Here is a 21,256-nt window from a genome sequence, read left to right on the forward strand (position 1 = left end):
AGCGTTTTCCAAAAGGGTTATAATAGGGATAAGTTAGTCAAGGAGGTGCTTTATGACCATTAAGGTGATTGCATCAGATATGGATGGAACATTTTTAGACGATAAAGGGAGCTATGATAAGGAGCGTTTTAGTCAGATTTTGGATGCCATGGCTGCGCGTGATATGCACTTTGTCGTTGCATCAGGTAATAGTATGAGTCGCCTTAAACCTATGTTTGCGCAGACTTTTGACCGCCTGCATTTTGTAGCCGAAAATGGTGGTCAGGTGGTTAGCTATGGCAAGCTTCTGTGTCAGGAGTTTATGGCATCAAATGATGTTGAAAACTTGCTAAGCTATTTTAATTATGATTTGTTAGATAAACCGACTATATTTAATGGGGCTAAATCTGCTTATATGCTATCAGGAACGAAACTACATTTCGGTAAAGAGATGATAACAGAAGAAGAGCAAGCCGCTATGGAAGCATCCATTCACCGTTTGAATAGGTTGGAGGATTTAGAGGATGATTTCATCAAAATTACCATGTTGCTGAGTCCTGATGAGGCTAATCAGGTTTCACAAGCCTTTAATCGTGATTTTGATGGTAATCTTGTCGCTGTTCCAAGCGGTTTTGGTGCTATTGACTTCATTCAAAAAGGCATGCACAAGGCTTGGGGGCTTAAGCAGCTTCTTAACCATTGGGACTTGAATGAGGCAAATGTTATGGCTTTTGGTGATGGTGACAATGATATTGAGCTCCTGCGTATGGCTAGTCATTCTTATGCGATGGAAAATGCTAGCCCTGCTCTTTTGCAATTGGCAGACCAAGTAGCACCGCATCATAAGGATCAAGGTGTCTTGACTATCTTAGAAGATTATTTAGGTTTATATTAAAAAAGGGTGGTAAAGAAATGAAATTATATTTAATGCGACATGGTGAGACATTATTTAATACACAAAAGCGTGTTCAGGGATGGTGTGACTCTCCCCTAACTGAAAATGGAATCTGTCAGGCAGAACAAGCTAAGCAGTACTTTGCGAAGAAAGGTATTTCTTTTGATGCTGTCTATTCATCTACGCAAGAGAGAGCAACTGACACGGCAAAGATTGTGGCGCCTGAGTACACTGTAACCCAGCTCAAGGGAATTAAAGAAATGAATTTTGGGTCTTTTGAAGCTCAACCAGAGCATCTCCTACCCAAACATCGTCCAGGTTCACGATCCTTTGAAGATCTCTTAGTCCCATACGGTGGCGAAGATATTCGCAAGGTTGGACAGAGGGTTTTAAAGACTGTCGTAGAGAAAGCAGAAGAACATACTAAAGATGGTGCTGAGAATCTCCTATTTGTCAGTCATGGGGCGGCTTTATGGGGATTAATCATTACCATGGACTTAGCCTTTCCTGAAGGAGTGCGTTTTGGGAATTGTAATATTTGTGTTTATGATTATAACCAAGGACAATTGGAGCTTCTTCAGGTGATTGATCCGATTTCTGGTTTAGAGGTAACATTATGAAAGAATTTTATTTAATGAGGCATGGAGAAACACGATTTAATGTTCATCATAGGCTTCAGGGGGTCTGCGATGCCCCTTTGACGGAAGTCGGGATTGAACAGGCTAAAAAGGCTGGTCAGTATCTAGCCAAGCAAGAGCCAATTTTTGATCATGTCTTTACGTCAACCTCTGAGAGAGCTAGCGATACTCTAGAAATTGTGACTGGACGAACAGATTATGAAAGACTTAAAGGTCTTAAAGGACAGGATTTTGGTGCTTTTGAAGGGCAACCAGAGTATCTTACTCCTAAAACCTTACCTGACGGACAAGGCTTTGGTGATTACTTTGTTCAATTTGGTGGCGAGAGTACGAGCCAGGTCCGGGATCGTATGGAGTTGACGATTAGGGCCATCATGGAGAGTGTGGCCGATGGTTCTAAGTCCTTGCTGGTTAGTCATGGTCCATCTATTTTGCAATTCTGTAGACGTGTTTTAGATACTGTTCCAGATATTCGTGGTCTTAAAAATTGTTGTATTTTACACTTTACTTATGACCAAGGTCAATTTGAACTGGTCTCAGTTTATAATCCAGTAGAAGAAGAGTATATCTATGGAGGTGAAGAATGACACGATTCTATTTAATGCGACATGGACAAACACTTTTTAACACACTCAATCGAATTCAAGGTTGGTGTGATTCCCCTTTGACTGAAAAAGGTCAGGACCAAGCTCGTCAGGTGCGTGCCTATTTTGAAAAACATGGTTTGACTTTTGATCAGTATTATTGCACGACTACTGAAAGAGCTTCTGATACGCTTGAATTGGCTACTGGGCGTACTGATTATAAACGTGTTAAGGGACTTAAAGAGATGCACTTCGGTATCTTTGAGGGGCAACCGGAGTATCTTCATCCTAAAATTCAAATTCAGGGGTATTTTGGGGACCACTATGCCCAGTTTGGTGGGGAAAGTCAAGACCAGTTTGTAGAACGAGTGGTAAAAGGTGCAAGAGAGATAGTGGATAAACATCCTAACCAATCTATTTTGGCTGTCAGTCACGCAGGAGCCTTGATGACTTTTCTTCATGCTGTGGAGCCGGAGCGTGCCTTTCAGTCTTGTCCAGGCAATTGTGCCATCTTAGTCTTTGATTACGATGGATCGAACTTTCACTTTGTCAAACTGATTGATCCTTTAACTGATCAAGAGTTGGTGGAATTTTAGTGGCTTTTATGACCAAAGATAGTAAGAAACCCTTTCTTAGTGTATAATGGAAGGGTATTTTAAATTATGGAGTGCCTATGAAATTTACAAAAAATCAGTTCATTTGGTTGGCTGTCCTCTTCTTCAGCTGTTTCTTGATCTATACTTACTGGGAAACAGTTGTTTCAATTTGTAACACCATTTACGTTGCCAGTCAGCCCTTCCTGGTTGGAGCAGGGATTGCCTTTGTGGTAAATATCCTGATGTCTTTTTATGAGAAGCTGCTGGTCAAGTTTATTCCATTTGGTTTTATCGCTAAAATCAAGCGTCCTATTGCTCTGCTCTCGGCATTGGGAACCATTGGTTTGGTTTTTACTTGGGTCGTGTTCACTGTTCTTCCTGATTTGATTGACAGTATCAACACCTTGATTAGTCAAGACCGCTCAGCTATTAATAACTTGATTAATTGGTTGCTTAAGAACAAATCCTTGCAAAAAATTATTCAAGACCTGGGTGGTGTGACACAGGTTAGAGAGCTAATCAATAGCTACAGTGCTCAGTTGCTTCAACAAATCATGAATGGTTTGACAAGCTTCTTGACTTCTTTAACGAGTCTGCCATCAACCTTGATTAATCTTTTTATCAGTATTGTCTTTTCTTGTTATGTCTTAGCTGGAAAAGAGAAACTTGGGAATCAGGTCAATCGTTTGGTAGACGTCTATTTAGGACGTTATGGTAAGACTTTCCACTATGTAGTTGCTATTCTCAATAATCGATTCCGTAATTTCTTCGTCTATCAGTCGCTTGAGGCTTGTATTTTGGGGAGCTTGTGTTATATTGGGATGATTATCTTTAATTTCCCATACGCTGCAACCATCTCTATCCTAATTGGGTTTTCAGCAATGATACCGGTTGTGGGGGCTTATATTGGTGTGACGATTGGTACTATCTTGATTATGACGCACTCTGTGACCTTGGCGCTTTTGTTTGTTGCCTACGTGGTTATTTTGCAGCAGTTTGAAGGGAATCTCATCTATCCTTATGTGGTCGGTGGATCTACCGGACTTCCTGGTATTTGGGTTATCTTCGCAATCACCATAGGTTCTGCCTTGGGTGGTATCTTGGGTATGTTGGTTTCTGTGCCAGTAGCCGCAACCCTATATCAGATTGTTAAAGATAATGTTGTTAGGCGAGAAGAAGCCAAAGCAGCAAATGCTCTTGAAAGTAATGACTAATTCAAACAGACTTCGGTCTGTTTTTTTTTCGTGCTATAGTATCAGATTTCAATAAGATAGTATAAGTGTAATCGTTTTCTAAGTGTTATACTATTAGTAAATTGAACAATGTAAGGAGATAAAAGATGACATATACATTTCCAAAAGATTTTCTCTGGGGTGGTGCAACAGCTGCCAACCAGTTTGAGGGTGCTTACAACCTAGATGGCAAAGGCTTGTCTGTACAGGATGTAACGCCAAAAGGCGGTGTTCCCTTTGAACCCGGGGCCTTGAATCCTTTGATTACTGACCAACCAACACCAGATAATTTAAAACTAGAAGGTATAGATTTCTATCACCGTTATAAAGAAGACATAGCACTTTTTGCAGAGATGGGCTTTAAGGTCTTCCGCATGTCAATTGCATGGACTCGTATCTTTCCAAATGGTGATGATGCCGAGCCAAATGAAGCAGGTCTAGCCTTCTACGATAAGGTTTTTGATGAATTGGCCAAGTATGGCATCGAACCGCTTGTAACCTTGTCCCACTATGAAACACCACTCAACTTGGCGCGTGAGTACAATGGATGGACTAATCGTAAATTAATTGGTTTTTATGAGAATTATGTTCGTACAGTCTTTACACGTTATAAAGATAAGGTCAAATATTGGTTGACCTTTAATGAAGTGAACTCTGTTTTACACGCACCATTCATGTCAGGTGGGATTGCAACTCCGATGGAAGAGCTCTCTAAACAGGATCTTTACCAAGCAGTTCACCATGAGTTAGTCGCTTCGGCTTCAGCAACCAAGATCGGTCATGAAATCAACCCTGACTTTAATATTGGTTGTATGGTTCTTGCCATGCCAGCTTATGGAATGACAGCTAATCCTTTGGATCAGTTGGCTGTTCACGAGTTTGAAAATCAAAACTATCTCTTCTCAGATATCCATGCGCGTGGGAAATATCCAAACTATATTAAACGCTATTTCAAAGAGAATGGTATTGAAATACAATTTGCTTCAGGTGATGAAGAAATCTTGAAGAATACCGTTGATTTTATTTCATTCTCATATTATATGTCTGTGGCAACAGCACACAATCCGCAAGACTATAAGGTTGGAAAAGGCAATATCTTAGGAGGTGTCGAAAATCCCTACCTTGAAAAATCTGAATGGGGTTGGGCTATTGATCCAATAGGTCTTCGACTAGTTTTGAATGACTTTTATGATCGATATCAGTTGCCATTGTTTATCGTCGAAAATGGTTTAGGTGCCAAGGATGTTCTTGTTGATGGCCCAGATGGTCCAACAGTTGAAGATGATTATCGTATTGATTACCTTCAAAAACACTTGATTCAAGTTGGCGAAGCTCTTCAAGACGGTGTAGAACTTTGGGGCTATACGACATGGGGGCCAATTGATTTGGTATCAGCTTCAACGGCTGAACTCAGTAAACGTTATGGCTTTATCTACGTTGATCGCAATGATGATGGTAGTGGTAGCTTGGCTCGTTATAAGAAAAAATCATTTGTTTGGTATAAGTCTGTTATCGAAAGTAATGGTGAAGCCCTTTACAAATAGAATATGACTAAGAATCTCAAAAATATTCGAGATTCTTTTTTAGTATTAAAGTACAACTTTGATATATCTGGATTTCTGTTGACATGATTAAAAAGAGAGTATTTTTATACACAATAACTTTGTTTATGTTATTCCACATATTTTCTGAAAAAGTGGTAGAATAAAAGTGTGAAAGCGTTCTTATATTTTCCGAAGAAGTAGCGAGTCTATCTCTTTGCTTTTCCTACTTAGATGGAGGTAACGATAATGAATGATTTGAAAAAAGTTCTCTTAGCTGGAATCGGGTTGACTGCTATGACAGTTGATAAGGCCGATAGCTTTGTTAAAGAGTTGGTTGAAAAGGGGCGTTTGACTGTTGAAGAAGGTAAGGAACTGGAACAAGAGCTCAAACGTCAAAGTAAGGAAGAAGCTCAAGAATTTTTAGCGAAACTTGATGCTAAGAAATCTTCAGTTGAGTATGCGTCTAAGGATGATGTGAAACGTCTTGAAGAAAAACTTGACGCTTTGCTCAGTCAAAATAAATAAAATGTAAGGAGTCTAAAATGGCTAGTAAACGATTGAGACATGTGTTGAAGGTTTTCTCGTCAGTTGGTCTCCTTTCTTATCGTGAAAAACACCTTCCTCAAGACCAACAGACAACACCTGTCAAGCTACGCCAAGCCTTTGAGCAATTAGGACCTAGTTTTGTTAAAATTGGTCAAATCCTATCCACGCGCTCTGATCTTTTGCCAGAAAACTATATCAAAGAATTATCAAAGCTCCAGAGCTCAGTTCCTCCCTTGAATAAAGAGGAAGTCATGACTGCCATTAGGCGAGAATTACCTAATGAGCTTTCTGACAGTTTCCTTGATTTTTCGGAAGAGCCCTTAGCTTCTGGTTCTGTCGCTCAGACCCATAGAGCTAGATTATTGTTTGGTCAGGAAGTGATTGTAAAAATCCAGAGACCTGGTATTGATGAGGTCGTTAAGGAAGATATTCAGCTTCTCATTAAGCTTGCACGGCATATACCAAAGCATTTTATCCCCATGGTCGATGTTCAGGAGGTTTTGGAAAATCTGCGTGAAACCTTAATTAAGGAGCTAGATTTCAGGAATGAAGCAGAGGCCATGAAGTGCTTTAAGGCCAATAACAGGGCTATTGCTTGTCTAGGTGTCCCCGAGGTCTATGATACCTTCACGACGCCTCATCTTATAGTTGAAGAGTTTATCAATGGGATTCCGCTTAATCACTACAGCCAACTGATTGAGGCTGGTTATGATCTGGAAGATGTGGGCAAGAAGCTTATGCTGTCATTTATCAAGCAAGTCTTCAAAGATGGCTATTTTCATGGTGACCCCCATCCTGGAAATCTGTTGGTACGTGATGGCAAGATTTATTTCATTGATTTTGGAATTATGGGTGAGTTGGAAGTGGGGATGCGTGCGTCCTTAAATGACATCCTGTACAGTTTTACCGCACAAGATGTTGATGGTATGACCAAGGCCATCTTGTCCGTTACACAATTTGATAATGGTCTTAATCGTGCAGTCCTAAGTCAAGATGTAGAGCAAATGTTAGGTCGTTATTCTGGTATTGACTTGGGAAGTCTCTCTATAACAGATTTGCTGCAGGATTTGATGGCTATTTTCCAGAAAAATCATCTTAAAGCCTCCTCTCAAATTACCATTTTAGAGAAGGCTTCGCTTCAAATTGAGGGGATTTTCCGAGAGTTAGCGCCAAATATGGATCTTATGACCCTGGCCAAGGATTACTTCCTAGAAAATATGGGACCTGACATGCTTAAGCAGGCCCTGAATAAAGAGAGTATCTTGATTGAACTCTTTTATCTGATTCGCAATGGGAAGAACATTCCACGTCGTCTGCATCAGCTCTTGGAGCAAATTTTAAACGGACGAATTGTGGTGAACCATGATTTTATTAACTTTTCGGGTCGAATTAAAGTTTTTGAGAAAGTGTTAAATAATCTGGTTTTAGCCTTATTGACATTGGGATTTCTACTTTCCGGTGCCCTTTTGGCTAATAAATCAGGTTTTGAAAATCTTGCCTGGCTATTTCTTGGACTTGGAACTTTTCTAGCTTTAATCACAGTAGTTCGTATAATATTTAAGAAAAAAGGATAAAGTATGATTGAAACAACTAGGCCTGAGCTTGTGGCCTATCAAGAAGAGCGTTTAGCCAAATTTGTGAATGAAAATCAAAAGTTAGACAAAGGCCAAATCGTTTTTGCAGGGGACTCCATCACGGAGTTTTTTGCATTGAAAAAATATTTGGGTCGAGAGTTTCCTCTTGTTAACCGTGGGATTGCAGGAACAGACTCGGTTTGGCTTTTAGAACACCTTAAAGAGCAGGTCTTAGATTTGGAACCAAGTAAATTGGTGCTCTTGATTGGCATTAACGACATCGGAAGAGGTTACCCTATTCGAGATATTGTCACTCGTATTTCCGATATTATCATGACAGTTCGTCAGGAATCCCTCTTTACTGAGGTCTATTTGCTGAGTGTCTTTCCAGTTAGTGAAGAATCACAGTATGCTTCTAAGGTTAAGATTCGAAATAATACGACTGTACGTGAGCTAAATCAACAATTAGCTGTCCTCCCCGGTGTGACTTATGTCGATCTTTTTGATTACCTTACTGATGACATGGGACAGTTAAATGACAACTATACAACGGATGGTTTGCACTTGAGTCCACAAGGTTATCAAGTCCTTGCGGAACCAATCATAAAGGAGATTTTAGAATGAAAGTTGGCTTAGTCCTCGAAGGCGGGGGGATGCGTGGCTTATATACGGCTGGTGTATTAGATGCCTTTTTAGAAGCTGGAATTAAGGTGGATGGCGTTGTTTCGGTATCGGCTGGAGCACTTTTTGGTGTTAATTACCTTTCTAACCAGCCCCAAAGAGCCCTTCGCTACAACAAGCGTTTTATGGGAGACCGTCGCTATATGAGTTTCTGGTCATGGCTGACAACAGGTAACTTCGTTAATAAGGAATTCTCCTATTATAAGGTTCCCATGGAGTTGGACGTTTTTGATCAGGAGTCCTTTGCTGATTCAGGTGTCCCCTTCTATGTGGTCACTACAGATATTGAGACCGGAAAACCAGACTATATCAAGATTGACCATGTCTTTGAGCAAATGGAAGCCCTTCGGGCAAGTTCCGCCTTACCTCTGGTTTCTGAAATTGTCGAGTACAAGGGTAAACGCTACATGGATGGTGGTCTGTCTGATAGTCTCCCTATTGATTTTATGGAAAATTTGGGCTTTGATAAACTCATTGTAGTTCTGACACGTCCTAAAGGCTACCGTAAACAGCCATCTAAAACGAGTAAGCGAATCTACAAGTTCTTTTACCGCAAGTATCCTGAATTTGTCCAAGTGGCTTCAAATCGCCACATACACTACAATAAGAGTATTGAAAAGATAGAGGCTTTGGAAAAAACTGGAAATCTTTATACTATCCGTCCAGAACACGCACTTGAAGTTAGTCGTTTGGAGAAGGATCCTGAAAAGTTTGAAGCCATTTATCAAGAAGGATTGGATCAAATGCGTAATGATATGTCTAATCTCAAAACATTTCTTGGAGACAACTAAAAACGTGCTCAACCGAGCACGTTTTTAGTTATTGATTTGTCTTGCTTGACGACGTTCTTTAACTTTTTGACGACGTCCTTTTTCATTAAGGTAAATCAAGTAGAGGAGACCAACTGGGATAAGGCATAGCAACCAGAAATAAACTGGGAGTTGGCCATTATTCGTTGCTTTAGTAGCCTTTTTATCTTTTTGGTTACTTCCAAAATCGAACCATCCCTTAACTTTTGTAGCCTTAACAGAAGTAGCCTTGATCTTAGGTGATACTGTCTTCAGACCATTATCAATGACAATGTGATCATCTTTAACAGAGATTTTAGGGTCTTTGCCTTTTTTGACTGTGGCGTAGACATCTTTTTCGACATTGTATTTTTTACCGTCGATTTCTTGTTCACCCTTGCTAAGAACTTTCTTGTAAGAGAAATCTTTATACATTTTCTCAACGAGTGCATTACCAAAGGTATGGCGGATTTCTTCACCTGTTTGGTCAGACCAATCACCAGAACCCATGATGACAGCAATCATACGTTGATCACCACGCTTGATGGTATCAATATAGTTGAAGGCACCTTCTGGGCTTGATCCTGTCTTCAACCCATCAACCCCATCAATTCCGTATTTAGCTCCTGGAATAGAGTAGTTATAAGTTTCGAAGGTTTCCTCGTAAGGTGTTCCCTTTTTAACTGTGACAACAGGTTTGCTAGTGTACTTGAGAATTTCTGGGTATTTCTTGATGAAGTTATAGGTCATGATAGCCAAATCACGCGCAGTTGTTTGGTTGGTTTGGTTGTTATCATAACGTTGAGGACTGTAGTAACCTTTGAAGGCAACAGCAACGGCACCAGAAGCATTAAACCATTTGGTATTGGTCATCCCTAGCTCTTTAGATTTTTCATTCATCATGTCAAGCCATTTATCAGGATCATTATTGGTCAAGTAGTTGGCCAGCATCACGGTTGTAACGTTAGAGGAAGGCACCGCCGTCATAGTGATGAGTTCTGAAACCGTATAATCAACACCCGCAACAATCTTGTTGTTGGAAATTTCGTAAATATCGGCAATAGCTTGGTCGGTTGGAGTAGCTGTGATAACAGTATCTTCAGAAATCTCTCCTTTAGACATAGCTTCAAAGACCAAATAAAGTGTCATGGCCTTAGACATAGAAGCAGGGTCACGCACCTCGTCAGCATTTTCTTCCCAGAGGACATCTCCGGTATTGCCATCAATTAAGAGGGTTGATTTGGGACGATAGGCCTCAGTGGCTTCAGTATAACCAGCAGCGCGTGTGATATCCATCAATTCATCTGCACTAGACAAACTCGGTGCTAGGGCTAGACAAGCTGCTAAAAGGACGGCAACAATTTTCTTTTTCACAATGTGTCTCCTTTAATATCTATGGGGTTCTGTAGCTGGCAGAACCTATTTCTATCTATTAATAACATTTGCCTGTCAAAACCCTAAATTCAGTAGTGACAAACACCTTAATTATAACATATAAAAGTTAGAGTTTTCCCAACATTCGGCATTTTAATGTAATTTTTAGAATTGATTGAATGTTACACAAATATAGTTGGAAGTAGAAAAAAACGAGCTTGCTCGCTCGTTACTTTTCATCTTTTATCCTTGTCACTTGGTGGTAAATCATGAACCAGGTTTCATTTCGACGCCAGATACTAGTGTGGAAATTTCCTCCCAACTCATAACTAATTAATTTCGTTTTTTGGCTGACAGATGTCATCTTGAAGCTGTCAAAGTTATTGAGAAGTGGTTGTTGATTGGCGATGACTTCTTCACGAGTGTGATGATGACCATTTTCATCTATTAAGTAGAAATCAGGTGCCAAGAGATTTTCATAGTCAGGAATTTTCGACAAAATAATCTTTTCATTGCGAGAGAGTTTGTGAAGGACATTGCCATAAATTTCGTCTTCAGGAATAGCAGCGGGCTCTACGTGGACATCAGTGTCATAAACAGAGAAACGCTTGCTGAGGACCTCCTCGATTTGTTCGGTAATGGCATGGCTCTCGTAAACAGAGAGGTCAGGATTCATTTCAACCACAATATCAAGATAGACGTTGCTACCATAAGAACGGCCACGTTGTTTCTTAACTTTAGTGACTTTTGGAATCTCAAGAATGGCTTTTTCATAGGCCTTGAGGTTTCTCTCGTCGAAACCGTCTGACAAACTAAAGGTTGCTTCCATGAAGATATCATAGGCTGTCTTTAGGATGAAGAAGGTAATGATAATGGCAGTAATATAGTCAATAATCGTCAGGTTGAAGGATGCTGCAACGATAGCGATTGAGGTACCAATAGAAGTTACAGCATCAGAGAGATTGTCCTTGGCCGCAGCAATCAGAGCACTGGATTTCAGCTTTTTAGCAAGTCTTTTATTGTAAAAGTAAACGCCACACATGACGATAGCAGATAGGATACCGACAGTAGCACCAAGTGGATCAACCACTGTTTCCTCTCTTAGAAAAATCTTTCGAACAGTTTGAATCAGGACCTGGAAACCTACCACGAACATGATAAAGGAAGTGACTAGGCTTGATAAGTCTTCAATCTTCCAATGACCAAATCTATGATCTGCATCAGCTGGTTGACTAGCTAGGTGCAATCCAATGAGTAGGGCAACGTTCCCCAAAATATCTGACAAGTTATTGAAACCATCGGCAATCAAAGAGCTAGAGTTTAAAAAGTGTCCAGCTAGAAGTTTTGCAATGGTAAGAAGAACGTAGGCAGCTATGCTGACAATAGGACCTCGTCTGGCTGCTCTTAAATTTTCATACGTAGTCATAGGGTTACCTTTTCTCTTAAAATACAAGTTTAAATTATAGCATAAAACTATAACGAGTTAAAGGTTGTAAGCCCTTTAAACTTGTGGAGTCACGCATTTTTTAAACTTTATAGAAAATGCCTCGTAATCAGAGTGCTTTTCAGTATTTTCCGAATATTCCCTACAAATTATGGTATAATTTAGGGTGTAAAACAGTCTAAAAAGAGGTTTTTATGGAACATTCGACATGGCACAAGCTTCTGAAAGAGGAACTGCCAGATCATTATTTTTCAAAGATAAATCAGTTTATGGATCAGGTTTATAGTCTGGGAACGGTTTATCCGCCACGTGAAAAGGTTTTTAATGCCTTGTTGGAGACCCCATTTGAAGAAGTGCGGGTGGTAATTCTTGGTCAGGACCCTTATCATGGGCCTCATCAAGCACAGGGACTATCCTTCTCAGTACCTGATAGCCTTCCTGCTCCCCCGTCTTTGAAAAATATTCTTAAGGAGTTAGAGGAAGATTTGGGTCCTAGACCCTTTCATGATTTAACTTCATGGGCTGAGCAGGGGGTGCTTTTGCTTAATGCCTGTCTGACGGTTCCAGCTGGTCAAGCAAATGGGCACGCCGGTCAGGTTTGGGAACCTTTTACAGATGCTGTGATCAAGGTCCTCAATCAAAAGGATACTCCTGTCGTCTTTATACTTTGGGGTGGCTATGCTCGCAAGAAAAAGGCTCTGGTGACCAATCCAAAGCATGCCATTATTGAGAGTGCCCATCCGAGTCCCTTGTCGGCCTATCGTGGTTTTTTTGGCAGCAAGCCTTTTTCAAAAGCTAATGCCTACCTTGTATCTCAAGGCCAATCCCCAATTGATTGGTTGAAGTAAAATAGAAAGTTGGAAGATTATGTTACTGATTAAAAATGGTCGTGTTGTAGACCCTAAGTCTGGTTTGGATACGCAAGCTGATGTTCTCGTTGGTGGTAAAAAAGTCGTTAAGATTGCCGAAAACATCGAAGCTGGAGATGCTCAAGTCATCGATGCGACTGGTCTTGTGGTTGCTCCTGGCTTGGTGGATATCCATGTTCATTTCCGTGAGCCAGGTCAAACTCATAAGGAAGATATTCATACTGGTGCCTTGGCAGCGGCTGCAGGTGGTTTTACAACAGTTGTCATGATGGCTAACACTAATCCAACGATTTCAGACAAGGAAACCTTGGAGGAAGTCTTGACTTCAGCAGCTAAGGAAAATATCCATGTTAAGTCTGTTGCGACTATTACAAAGAACTTTGATGGTGAAAATATCACTGATTTCAAGGGCTTGCTTGAAGCCGGTGCTGTTGGTTTCTCAGATGATGGTATTCCATTGACCAATGCTGGTATTGTCAAAAAAGCCATGGAGCTAGCTAAGGAGAATAATACCTTTATCAGCCTTCACGAGGAGGATCCAGATCTTAATGGCATTCTCGGTTTCAATGAAAATATTGCTAAAAAAGAATTCCATATTTGTGGGGCAACAGGTGTAGCTGAGTACAGTATGATTGCGCGTGATGTCATGATTTCTTATGATACACAAGCCCATGTTCATATTCAACACTTGTCAAAAGCTGAATCTGTAAAAGTGGTTGAATTTGCTCAAAAACTTGGAGCACAAGTTACAGCCGAAGTGGCACCACAACATTTCTCTAAGACAGAAGACCTCTTGCTCTCAAAAGGTGCTAATGCCAAGATGAACCCACCACTTCGTTTGGAATCTGACCGTCAGGCCGTCATCGAAGGGTTGAAATCTGGAGTCATCTCAGTCATTGCCACAGACCACGCGCCACACCATGCCGATGAAAAGAATGTCGATGATGTGACTAAAGCACCATCAGGAATGACTGGTCTTGAAACATCTCTATCTCTTGGATTGACCTACTTGGTTGAAGCAGGACACTTAAGCTTGACGGAACTCTTGAAAGTAATGACTAGCAACCCATCTGATCTTTATGGCTTCGATGCTGGTTATTTGGCTGAAAATGGACCAGCTGACCTTGTGATTTTTGCAGACAAGGAACAACGTCAGGTCACAGCAGACTTTAAGTCTAAAGCAGCCAATTCACCATTTGTAGGCGAAGAACTTACGGGCAGTGTTAAATACACTATCTGTGACGGTGAGATTGTCTATCAAGCCTAGTCATAAGAGAAGAGAGGTAAAACGCTTATGTTTCAATCTCGATATTTAAAGATTGACTGATATGTAAGGAGTGACTGATGAAAAAAGGACTGCTTTGGTTAGGACTAGTCTTAGCTATGATACTAACGATTGGAGCTTGTGACATCGCTAAAGCCAGTGATAGCGATAATGAGGTGTCGTATAGCATTCCAAGTTATAAGGGACACTTGGCTATTCACGAGGATGGCGGAGCGACCTTTACCCAAGAAGTGACTTATGATTTTTCAAGTTCTTATAATGGTCAGTACGTGACATTAGGCAGTGTAAAACCACTTCCAAAAGGTTTTAATATTGAAGAAAATCCAACTGTCACAGTCTCTGATAAAGCTGAAAAAATAACCACAGAAAATGGTGTGGAAACTGTCTTTACGAAAAGACAGATACGTGTGGAATCAGAAAAACTCAAAGACGGTATCAAACTAAAGGTCTATAATCCTGGGGCTTATGATAAAGTGGTTCTTAAGGTGACTTGGCAAATCAAACACATGTTAGACCTCTATTCTGATGTGGCTGCTTTAAACTGGTTCCCTATCTCAGATTGGGATAACTCCATTGAACATGTTGATTTTACGGTTACTGGTTTAGACGCTGCTAAGGGTGATTTGTATGCCCATACAGGCTTTTTCAATAAAAAGCCAACAGTTACTCGTACTCCAGATGGATTTAAGATACATATCGATGATTTAGCCCCAAAAGGAAAGTTAGAACTCCATGCTTATTGGCCAATGACTAAGACCTTAAAAGAGGCTAATGCCTCCTATATCAAAAATGAGGCGCATAAGACTACTTTTCTTAAAAAAGAAGCTCATATCGTCAGAATGGGTGTCTTCTTTCGTTTCCTAAGCTTCCAGTTAATTCCAAGCTTAATCATCATAGTAACGCTTATGGGAATTCTCTTTTTTATCTGGCTTCTCATCAGTACAAGGCTTCCTGACTTTCCAAAAAATGCAAGACTTTATGAGGCACCAAACAATCTAGCACCTTTAGTTGTTGCTAAATCCATCTATAACCAGTCCTTTGATAAGATAAGCTTGAAAGAAGAAAAAGGTCCTCTTTCTTTCGGACATATGATTCAAGCTACGATTTTAGACTTGCTAGATAGAGGCCATATCGTCTCCAAGTCATCGACGTTGGCCGTCATCCAAAAAGAGGGTCTTTCAACATTCGAAGAGACTTTTATCGATATGATGTTTGATGGTCGCAGTGAAATCACAAAAGGCGATATATTTTCGCGGTATTATCTTGATAAAAAAGAACTAAGCACAAAATTCAAAAAAGCTAAAAGCACTGTTGAAAGAGAAAAGATTAAGGATATCGGGCTAAAAGTCAAAGCTCAGTTTTCATCTGACGTTTATAAGCTTTCAAAAGAAGTTGACCGTGAGGTTCGAAATCTGGGGCTTGTAAAGATCTATAGAGAATTCACACCTCTTGAAAAACGCCTATCTCTGTATAGTCATTTAAGCTTTGCATTTGCATTCGTAGTTTCATTTGTTAGTGGTTTATTCTTTGCTATTGCTTTTGGGGCCTCTCTTAGTGTATTTTACTTTTTTGCTATCATACCAATCTTCCTGTTATGGCTAATAGTAACACGCATTGTTAAAAAACGTCGAAAGAGGTGTCTTGATAAGGCGACCATAGATACTTACTATCAGTGGTATAGTTTTAGAAATATGATAAAGAGTATTCCAAGCTTCAAACAAACCGAAATTGACGCTATCGTCTTATGGAACCGTATTTTGGTTTATGCGACCCTATATGGATACGCTAAGAAAGTTACCGAGACCTTGAAAAAATATCATATTCACTTATCAAACCCTTCTTTGGAATCGACTCTTGATTCAGATACATCCTTTAACACTTATGTTGCAAGCCAAATGCTTCAAGGCTATATCAGCAACTCAGATACCGTAAGTAGCTTTTCTATCAATTCAAATAGTGGTAGTGGCGGCTTTGGAGGCGGTGGCTTCTCTGGTGGTGGCGGAGGAGGCGGTGGTGGCGCCTTCTAAGCTACGCTAGTTGGAGTTTACTATCAATAGAGACACTCAGTCTATATGATCTTGGGTGTCTTTTTGTTTGGCGAATAATTCCTTTCATTCTAAACTGTTAGGAATTTTTAGTGAGAAGAGATATAAAGTAACAAAAAAAGAGCCAGTGGCTCTTTTTAAATATGATCTTAATAACCAGGTTCAAAGATTTCAATAATTTGAGTCAGATAACCTGCATGTAAACCGATACGATAGTCAACATTTGGCAAACTCTTTACTAAATCATTCAGTTCTTTATCTTTGCTAACCTTATCAGCCAAAACTGGTAATTCAACAACAAGGAGTTGTGAGTGATCTAGTTGAAGGTAACTACTATTGACCTTGACATCAGGACGAAGTAGTTTAAATATCGCTCTTTCCGAAGCTTGGAGCAGTTGATATAAATCGAGGTCAGATAAAGGAATCTCACCAAACTGAGGACTGATGTTTATAGCAATATCAATATGAGCAGCTCGCATTTCTAAAATGCGGTTAGAGAGGAAACTAGATATTATTGGATTGCTAAGCCTATCCAAGTTTTCTTGAGTCTCTGGATTACCAATGCTAGCATTGTCCGTTTTATAAATCTCAAGTAGACTAGTAGCTTTGGTAGTATCTTCATTTTCCAAGGCAAGAGAAACCTCCTTGAGATTTTTCTTGAATAAGTCGAAGGACGTTTGCTTTTGCATAATAATCTGGATAAATGATTTGCTATAGTTAGTCATAGTACCCAACAATTTATGACGTTCTTTGTTCAGTCTATCGATAGATTGTTGGTGGACAGCCTGGTTCCAATTGTAAAAATCCCATAGTAGTAGGGCAATATAGAGAACTAAGATAACAGAACTATTAGGACTGACCTTGAAAACTATTTCAAATAAATTTTTAGGGTCATTTGCTGTTGGAAGAATACTGTTAAGACCATGGATAACAGTAAAGAAGACATAGTAGACAGCTAGGAAGGCAGTGCTTCGCAACCAGTTACGTCTAGCCCAAGCTTCGTCAAGACTACTCATCTGATTTAGGTCTACAGCGAAGATTTTAAGCATTAGGTAAATGATTAATGGTGCTAAGATGTAGGTCAAGATATGTAAGTTAGTGTTGAGGGTAATATCACCTTTGATATGTAAGACGTGAGGGATAATGACAATTGAAAGTAGTCGTGTTGCCATATCAAAAAGGATAGTTGGATAAAAAGCGTAAAGCAATCGATGATAGAAAGAACGCTCTTTGACAAGGGCCAAATCGGCAACAAGGAAGAAAAGCGGGTCCACAACGATTTTTACGAGACTAAAATAGGACGCTGCAGCTACATAGGACAAAAATAGAAGTAAGAGGTGTCCTCGTAGTGGCTTAATCTTAGACATAGTCTGGTAGAGGTACCAAATAGAAATGAAACTAACGGCTTGTAAGAGAGGATTGATAATATTAGTAATCATTGTAACCTCCTTTAGTCATGTCAATCTCAATTTGTAAGCGATAAATCCCAGCACGTGTATTTGAAACAATGTTAACGTTTGGATAAGTAGATAGAATAGTATTGACGCGTTTTAGTTCGGGATCAGAGAAATCAGATGTAATAGCTGAATCTTCTTTAGTGCTTGAACTTTCAACGACAAAGTGTTGACTATCCTCATCTTTAAAATAAGCATAGCTAAGGTATTTCTGTTCACTATCTTGTGCTTGGTCAATGACATGATCCAAGATAGTTGATAGGACATATACCCAGTCTAAAGGATAAATAGGATAGACGGTAATAGGTTCTGGGACCTCCATACTAACCCAAACATCCAGTTCTTTTGCCTTTAGAAATTTAGCTTCAAAGAGTACCTGTAAATCTGGCAGTTTAATATTTTCTAGTTTGTCTCGATAAAAATGATCAATCTTCTTATCTAGCGGATTCGGTGTCAGCAAGTAGTCAATTAACTCCTGAGCTTCCTCATTTTGTTGAAAACGAATGATATCGTAGAGATTTTCAGCTTCGTCTTTGATGAAGAGCTCTTGGCTAGTCTTTTTCTGGTACCAGGTATTGATGTTCTGACTTGATTTTTGAAGAAGATGAGAATGTTCCTCTTGGGCTGCTTGTGTTTGAGCATTGAGGTCTTTTCTATAGAGATTAACCTGCTTAGATAGAATCAGAGCCGTAATGATAAGAAAGGCAATGGTAAAGTGAATGTCTGTTGAAACGAGTTCAGAAGCAAAGTAAATAAAGGCTAAGCTACAAAGAGCGACAGACGTTGACCTGTACCATGGTCTTGCTTTATCAATTTGCATCATTCGAGAGTAGTCCACCTGAAGAAGGGCACTTTGTGCAAACCAAAGTAAAAAAGCAAGAAAGAGAATAAAGGGACCGGCAAAATAGTAATCCAAGACTGCAGGGAAAAAAAATGGAATAATCAGGAAAATGACCAATCTTACCATTAAGGCAAAGGTGAAAGGTATGAAGAAAGTCTCCAAAATGGTATGTCTTAGATTTTTGTAGGATTTGGCAGCTAGAAAGAGTACAAGTGCAATAAAACCGGATTTTGGATACAAAATGCCCAAATAACTAGAGGCAAAAATTGCTATACTAGCTAAAATAATAATCCAGTATCTAAGCGGCCTTTGCGTGGTCACCTTGAAGATAATAATTTGTAAAATAAAAGCTATACATGCCGTAAGCCCGTGAATTATGACATCACTCAATATCAAATATTCTCCTATTCGGGTAAAATCTATATAATCATATCATTATACCATATCGCAAACAAAAAGAGCATACGAATTGACTATAAGTGATAAGGATGTAAGGCTTTTCATTTTTCAAGCATATTTCTTGCTCATTAAGTTTTTTTAACCTATCCTAGATATATAGAAAAATTTCGATAGAGGAGATCGATATGGTAAAACTTTCTAAAGAGACACATCTTGAGATGTTCACTAAAATGGAACGTATTCGTGAATTTGATTCACGTATTAATAAATTGGTTCGTCGTGGTTTTGTTCAAGGAATGACTCACTTTTCAGTTGGTGAGGAAGCAGCCAACGTTGGGGCTGTTCAACACTTGAGCTATGACGATATCTTCTTTTCAAATCACCGTGGTCACGGACAATCTATTGCCCAAGACATGGATTTGAATAAAATGATGGCGGAGCTTGCAGGTAAGGCGACAGGTGTTTCTAAGGGCCGTGGTGGTTCTATGCACTTGGCTGACTTTGAAAAAGGTAACTACGGAACTAACGGTATTGTTGGTGGTGGTTATGCTCTTGCAGTAGGTGCAGCTCTCACTCAGCAATACAAAGAAACAGGAAATATTGTTGTGGCCTTTTCAGGAGATGGTGCAACTAATGAAGGCTCATTCCATGAGTCAGTCAATATGGCAGCTACTTGGAAATTGCCGGTTATCTTCTTTATCATCAATAACCGTTATGGTATCTCAATGGATATCCATAAAGCAACAAACACACCTCACCTTTATACACGTGCGGAAGCTTATGGTATTCCTGGTTTCTACTGTGAAGATGGTAACGATGTTTTGGCTGTATACGAAACAATGGGCAAGGCTGTTGAGCATGTCCGTGGTGGTAACGGTCCCGCTATCGTTGAGGTAGAATCTTACCGTTGGTTTGGTCACTCAACTGCTGATGCAGGTGTTTACCGTACTAAGGAAGAAGTTGACGAGTGGAAGAACAATAACGACCCAATTATTAAATACCGTGACTATCTCGTTTCTGAAAATATCGCAAGCGCTGAAGAGTTAGATGCTATCCAAAGCCAAGTCAAGGCAGAGGTTGATGCAGCTTATGAGTTCGCCCAAAATAGCCCAGATCCAGAACTTTCAGTTGCCTTTGAAGATGTATGGGTAGACTAAAGAGAAAGGTTGAGGAATACAAGTATGAGTGAAACAAAATTGATGGCCTTGCGTGAGGCAGTAAACCTTGCTATGAGCGAGGAGATGCGTAAAGACGAAAACATCTTCCTTATGGGTGAAGATGTCGGTATCTATGGTGGTGACTTCGGTACATCAGTTGGGATGCTGGCAGAATTTGGTGAAAAACGTGTTAAAGATACACCAATTTCAGAGGCAGCTATCGCTGGTGCAGCTGTTGGATCTGCCATCACAGGTCTTCGTCCAATCGTTGACTTGACTTTCATGGACTTCATCACGATTGCCCTTGATGCTATCGTTAATAATGGTGCGAAAAACAACTACATGTTTGGTGGTGGTTTGAAGACTCCTGTAACCTTCCGTGTAGCTTCTGGTTCAGGGATTGGTTCTGCGGCACAGCACTCACAATCTCTTGAGTCATGGTTGACTCACATTCCAGGGATTAAAGTGGTTGCTCCAGGTAATGCAAACGACGCTAAAGGTCTTTTGAAATCTGCTATTCAGGACAATAACATTGTTATCTTCATGGAACCAAAAGCACTTTACGGTAAGAAAGAGGAAGTGACTCAAGATTCTGATTTCTACATTCCACTTGGAAAAGGTGAAATCAAGCGTGAAGGGACTGACCTTACTATTGTCACATATGGTCGTATGTTGGAACGTGTTCTTAAGGCTGCTGAAGAAGTGGCTGAACAAGGTATTAACGTTGAGGTCGTTGACCCACGTACGCTTATCCCACTTGATAAGGAATTGATTTTCGAGTCAGTTAAGAAGACTGGTAAACTGATGTTGGTCAATGATGCATATAAGACTGGTGGATTCATCGGTGAGATTGCTGCTATGGTTACTGAAAGTGAAGCATTTGATTACCTTGACCACCCAATTGTACGTTTGGCAAGTGAAGATGTTCCTGTACCTTATGCGCGTGTCTTGGAACAAGCGGTTCTGCCAGATGTTGAAAAGATTAAGGCTGCTATTATCAAGATGGCCAATAAAGGAAACTAACTTTCTAGCGACGGTTAAGTGATATGTCTCGCTAGTAAAATGTGTTTCTTGTTTTAACTGTGAGAGTATCGGAAAATATAATTTAAAGTAGAAAGGAGAGGGCGAACCAGAGGGTGTAACTGAACCCGAGCGGAAAGCTTGGAAAATAGACCGTCCGTCTACGTCAGCAGGCTGACGTGTCGGACACCTAATTTTCAGTCGCTTTCTGGTCGCTCTTGGTATCTTATAAATGGCTTTTGAGATTATTATGCCAAAGCTTGGTGTGGACATGCAGGAAGGCGAAATCATCGAGTGGAAGAAACAAGAGG

19 protein-coding genes are annotated in these 21,256 nt (G+C 40.0%); 15 read left to right on the forward strand and 4 right to left on the reverse strand.

All coding sequences use genetic code 11. The features are described from left to right. Positions 1–52 precede the first annotated feature (52 nt). The 10 genes from AX662_RS00315 (at position 53) to AX662_RS00360 (ending at position 9,060) form a co-directional block, all read left to right on the forward strand. Entirely contained in the window at positions 53–874 is an 822-nt protein-coding gene (locus AX662_RS00315) for a Cof-type HAD-IIB family hydrolase (RefSeq protein WP_060971264.1), read from the forward strand. A 17-nt stretch (positions 875–891) separates the two neighbouring features. Then, on the forward strand, positions 892–1,494 hold the full coding sequence (locus tag AX662_RS00320; protein WP_060971265.1) for a histidine phosphatase family protein: 603 nt from the start codon (positions 892–894) through the stop codon (positions 1,492–1,494). Continuing rightward, complete coding sequence (locus AX662_RS00325; RefSeq protein ID WP_060971266.1) at positions 1,491–2,099, forward strand: histidine phosphatase family protein; 609 nt, start codon at positions 1,491–1,493, stop codon at positions 2,097–2,099. The genes AX662_RS00320 and AX662_RS00325 overlap by 4 nt, the downstream gene beginning before the upstream one ends. After that, a complete protein-coding gene (locus AX662_RS00330; protein WP_060971267.1) occupies positions 2,096–2,692 on the forward strand; it encodes a histidine phosphatase family protein in 597 nt (198 codons plus the stop codon). Before AX662_RS00325 ends, AX662_RS00330 begins: the two co-directional genes overlap by 4 nt. A gap of 77 nt (positions 2,693–2,769) precedes the next feature. Beyond that, the gene (locus AX662_RS00335) at positions 2,770–3,906 is read left to right on the forward strand and encodes an AI-2E family transporter (protein WP_060971268.1); all 1,137 of its coding nucleotides are present in this window, start codon (positions 2,770–2,772) and stop codon (positions 3,904–3,906) included. A 125-nt stretch (positions 3,907–4,031) separates the two neighbouring features. Next, positions 4,032–5,468 carry a glycoside hydrolase family 1 protein gene (locus tag AX662_RS00340; protein ID WP_060971269.1) on the forward strand — a complete coding sequence of 479 codons (1,437 nt, stop codon included), beginning with the start codon at positions 4,032–4,034 and terminating at the stop codon, positions 5,466–5,468. Between the two features lie 246 nt (positions 5,469–5,714). After that, positions 5,715–5,993, forward strand: coding sequence for a phasin family protein (locus AX662_RS00345; RefSeq protein ID WP_060971270.1), 279 nt, complete (start codon positions 5,715–5,717; stop codon positions 5,991–5,993). A 17-nt stretch (positions 5,994–6,010) separates the two neighbouring features. Then, on the forward strand, positions 6,011–7,588 hold the full coding sequence (locus AX662_RS00350) for an ABC1 kinase family protein (protein WP_060971271.1): 1,578 nt from the start codon (positions 6,011–6,013) through the stop codon (positions 7,586–7,588). A gap of 3 nt (positions 7,589–7,591) precedes the next feature. Next, complete coding sequence (locus AX662_RS00355; RefSeq protein WP_002890919.1) at positions 7,592–8,212, forward strand: SGNH/GDSL hydrolase family protein; 621 nt, start codon at positions 7,592–7,594, stop codon at positions 8,210–8,212. Then, positions 8,209–9,060, forward strand: coding sequence for a patatin-like phospholipase family protein (locus AX662_RS00360; RefSeq protein ID WP_060971272.1), 852 nt, complete (start codon positions 8,209–8,211; stop codon positions 9,058–9,060). Before AX662_RS00355 ends, AX662_RS00360 begins: the two co-directional genes overlap by 4 nt. A gap of 24 nt (positions 9,061–9,084) precedes the next feature. On the opposite strand, the gene AX662_RS00365 is transcribed toward AX662_RS00360, so the two are convergent. Then, positions 9,085–10,431, reverse strand: coding sequence for a D-alanyl-D-alanine carboxypeptidase (locus tag AX662_RS00365; RefSeq protein WP_060971273.1), 1,347 nt, complete (start codon positions 10,429–10,431; stop codon positions 9,085–9,087). A 229-nt stretch (positions 10,432–10,660) separates the two neighbouring features. After that, complete coding sequence (locus AX662_RS00370) at positions 10,661–11,857, reverse strand: cation diffusion facilitator family transporter (RefSeq protein ID WP_013990637.1); 1,197 nt, start codon at positions 11,855–11,857, stop codon at positions 10,661–10,663. 212 nt (positions 11,858–12,069) lie between these two features. On the opposite strand from AX662_RS00370, the gene AX662_RS00375 reads away from it, so the two are divergent. From AX662_RS00375 to AX662_RS00385, 3 genes are all read left to right on the forward strand, one after another. Then, positions 12,070–12,723, forward strand: coding sequence for a uracil-DNA glycosylase (locus AX662_RS00375; protein ID WP_060971274.1), 654 nt, complete (start codon positions 12,070–12,072; stop codon positions 12,721–12,723). A 19-nt stretch (positions 12,724–12,742) separates the two neighbouring features. Further along, positions 12,743–14,011: a dihydroorotase gene (locus AX662_RS00380; RefSeq protein ID WP_060971275.1), complete on the forward strand. Its 1,269-nt coding sequence runs from the start codon at positions 12,743–12,745 to the stop codon at positions 14,009–14,011. Between the two features lie 77 nt (positions 14,012–14,088). Then, positions 14,089–16,056 (forward strand): DUF2207 domain-containing protein, encoded by a 1,968-nt coding sequence (locus AX662_RS00385; protein WP_060971276.1) that lies wholly within the window; start codon positions 14,089–14,091, stop codon positions 16,054–16,056. 167 nt (positions 16,057–16,223) lie between these two features. On the opposite strand, the gene AX662_RS00390 is transcribed toward AX662_RS00385, so the two are convergent. Then, positions 16,224–17,513 (reverse strand): hypothetical protein, encoded by a 1,290-nt coding sequence (locus AX662_RS00390; protein WP_060971277.1) that lies wholly within the window; start codon positions 17,511–17,513, stop codon positions 16,224–16,226. After that, on the reverse strand, positions 17,503–18,495 hold the full coding sequence (locus tag AX662_RS00395; RefSeq protein WP_231728401.1) for a hypothetical protein: 993 nt from the start codon (positions 18,493–18,495) through the stop codon (positions 17,503–17,505). The genes AX662_RS00390 and AX662_RS00395 overlap by 11 nt, the downstream gene beginning before the upstream one ends. 458 nt (positions 18,496–18,953) lie before the next feature. On the opposite strand from AX662_RS00395, the gene AX662_RS00400 reads away from it, so the two are divergent. Together AX662_RS00400 and AX662_RS00405 are read left to right on the forward strand one after the other, a co-directional pair. Continuing rightward, the gene (locus tag AX662_RS00400; RefSeq protein ID WP_021144192.1) at positions 18,954–19,925 is read left to right on the forward strand and encodes a thiamine pyrophosphate-dependent dehydrogenase E1 component subunit alpha; all 972 of its coding nucleotides are present in this window, start codon (positions 18,954–18,956) and stop codon (positions 19,923–19,925) included. A gap of 24 nt (positions 19,926–19,949) precedes the next feature. Further along, positions 19,950–20,948 carry an alpha-ketoacid dehydrogenase subunit beta gene (locus tag AX662_RS00405; RefSeq protein ID WP_060971279.1) on the forward strand — a complete coding sequence of 333 codons (999 nt, stop codon included), beginning with the start codon at positions 19,950–19,952 and terminating at the stop codon, positions 20,946–20,948. Positions 20,949–21,256 lie beyond the last annotated feature (308 nt).

Source organism: Streptococcus sp. CCH5-D3, assembly GCF_001556435.1.
GTDB lineage: Bacteria > Bacillota > Bacilli > Lactobacillales > Streptococcaceae > Streptococcus.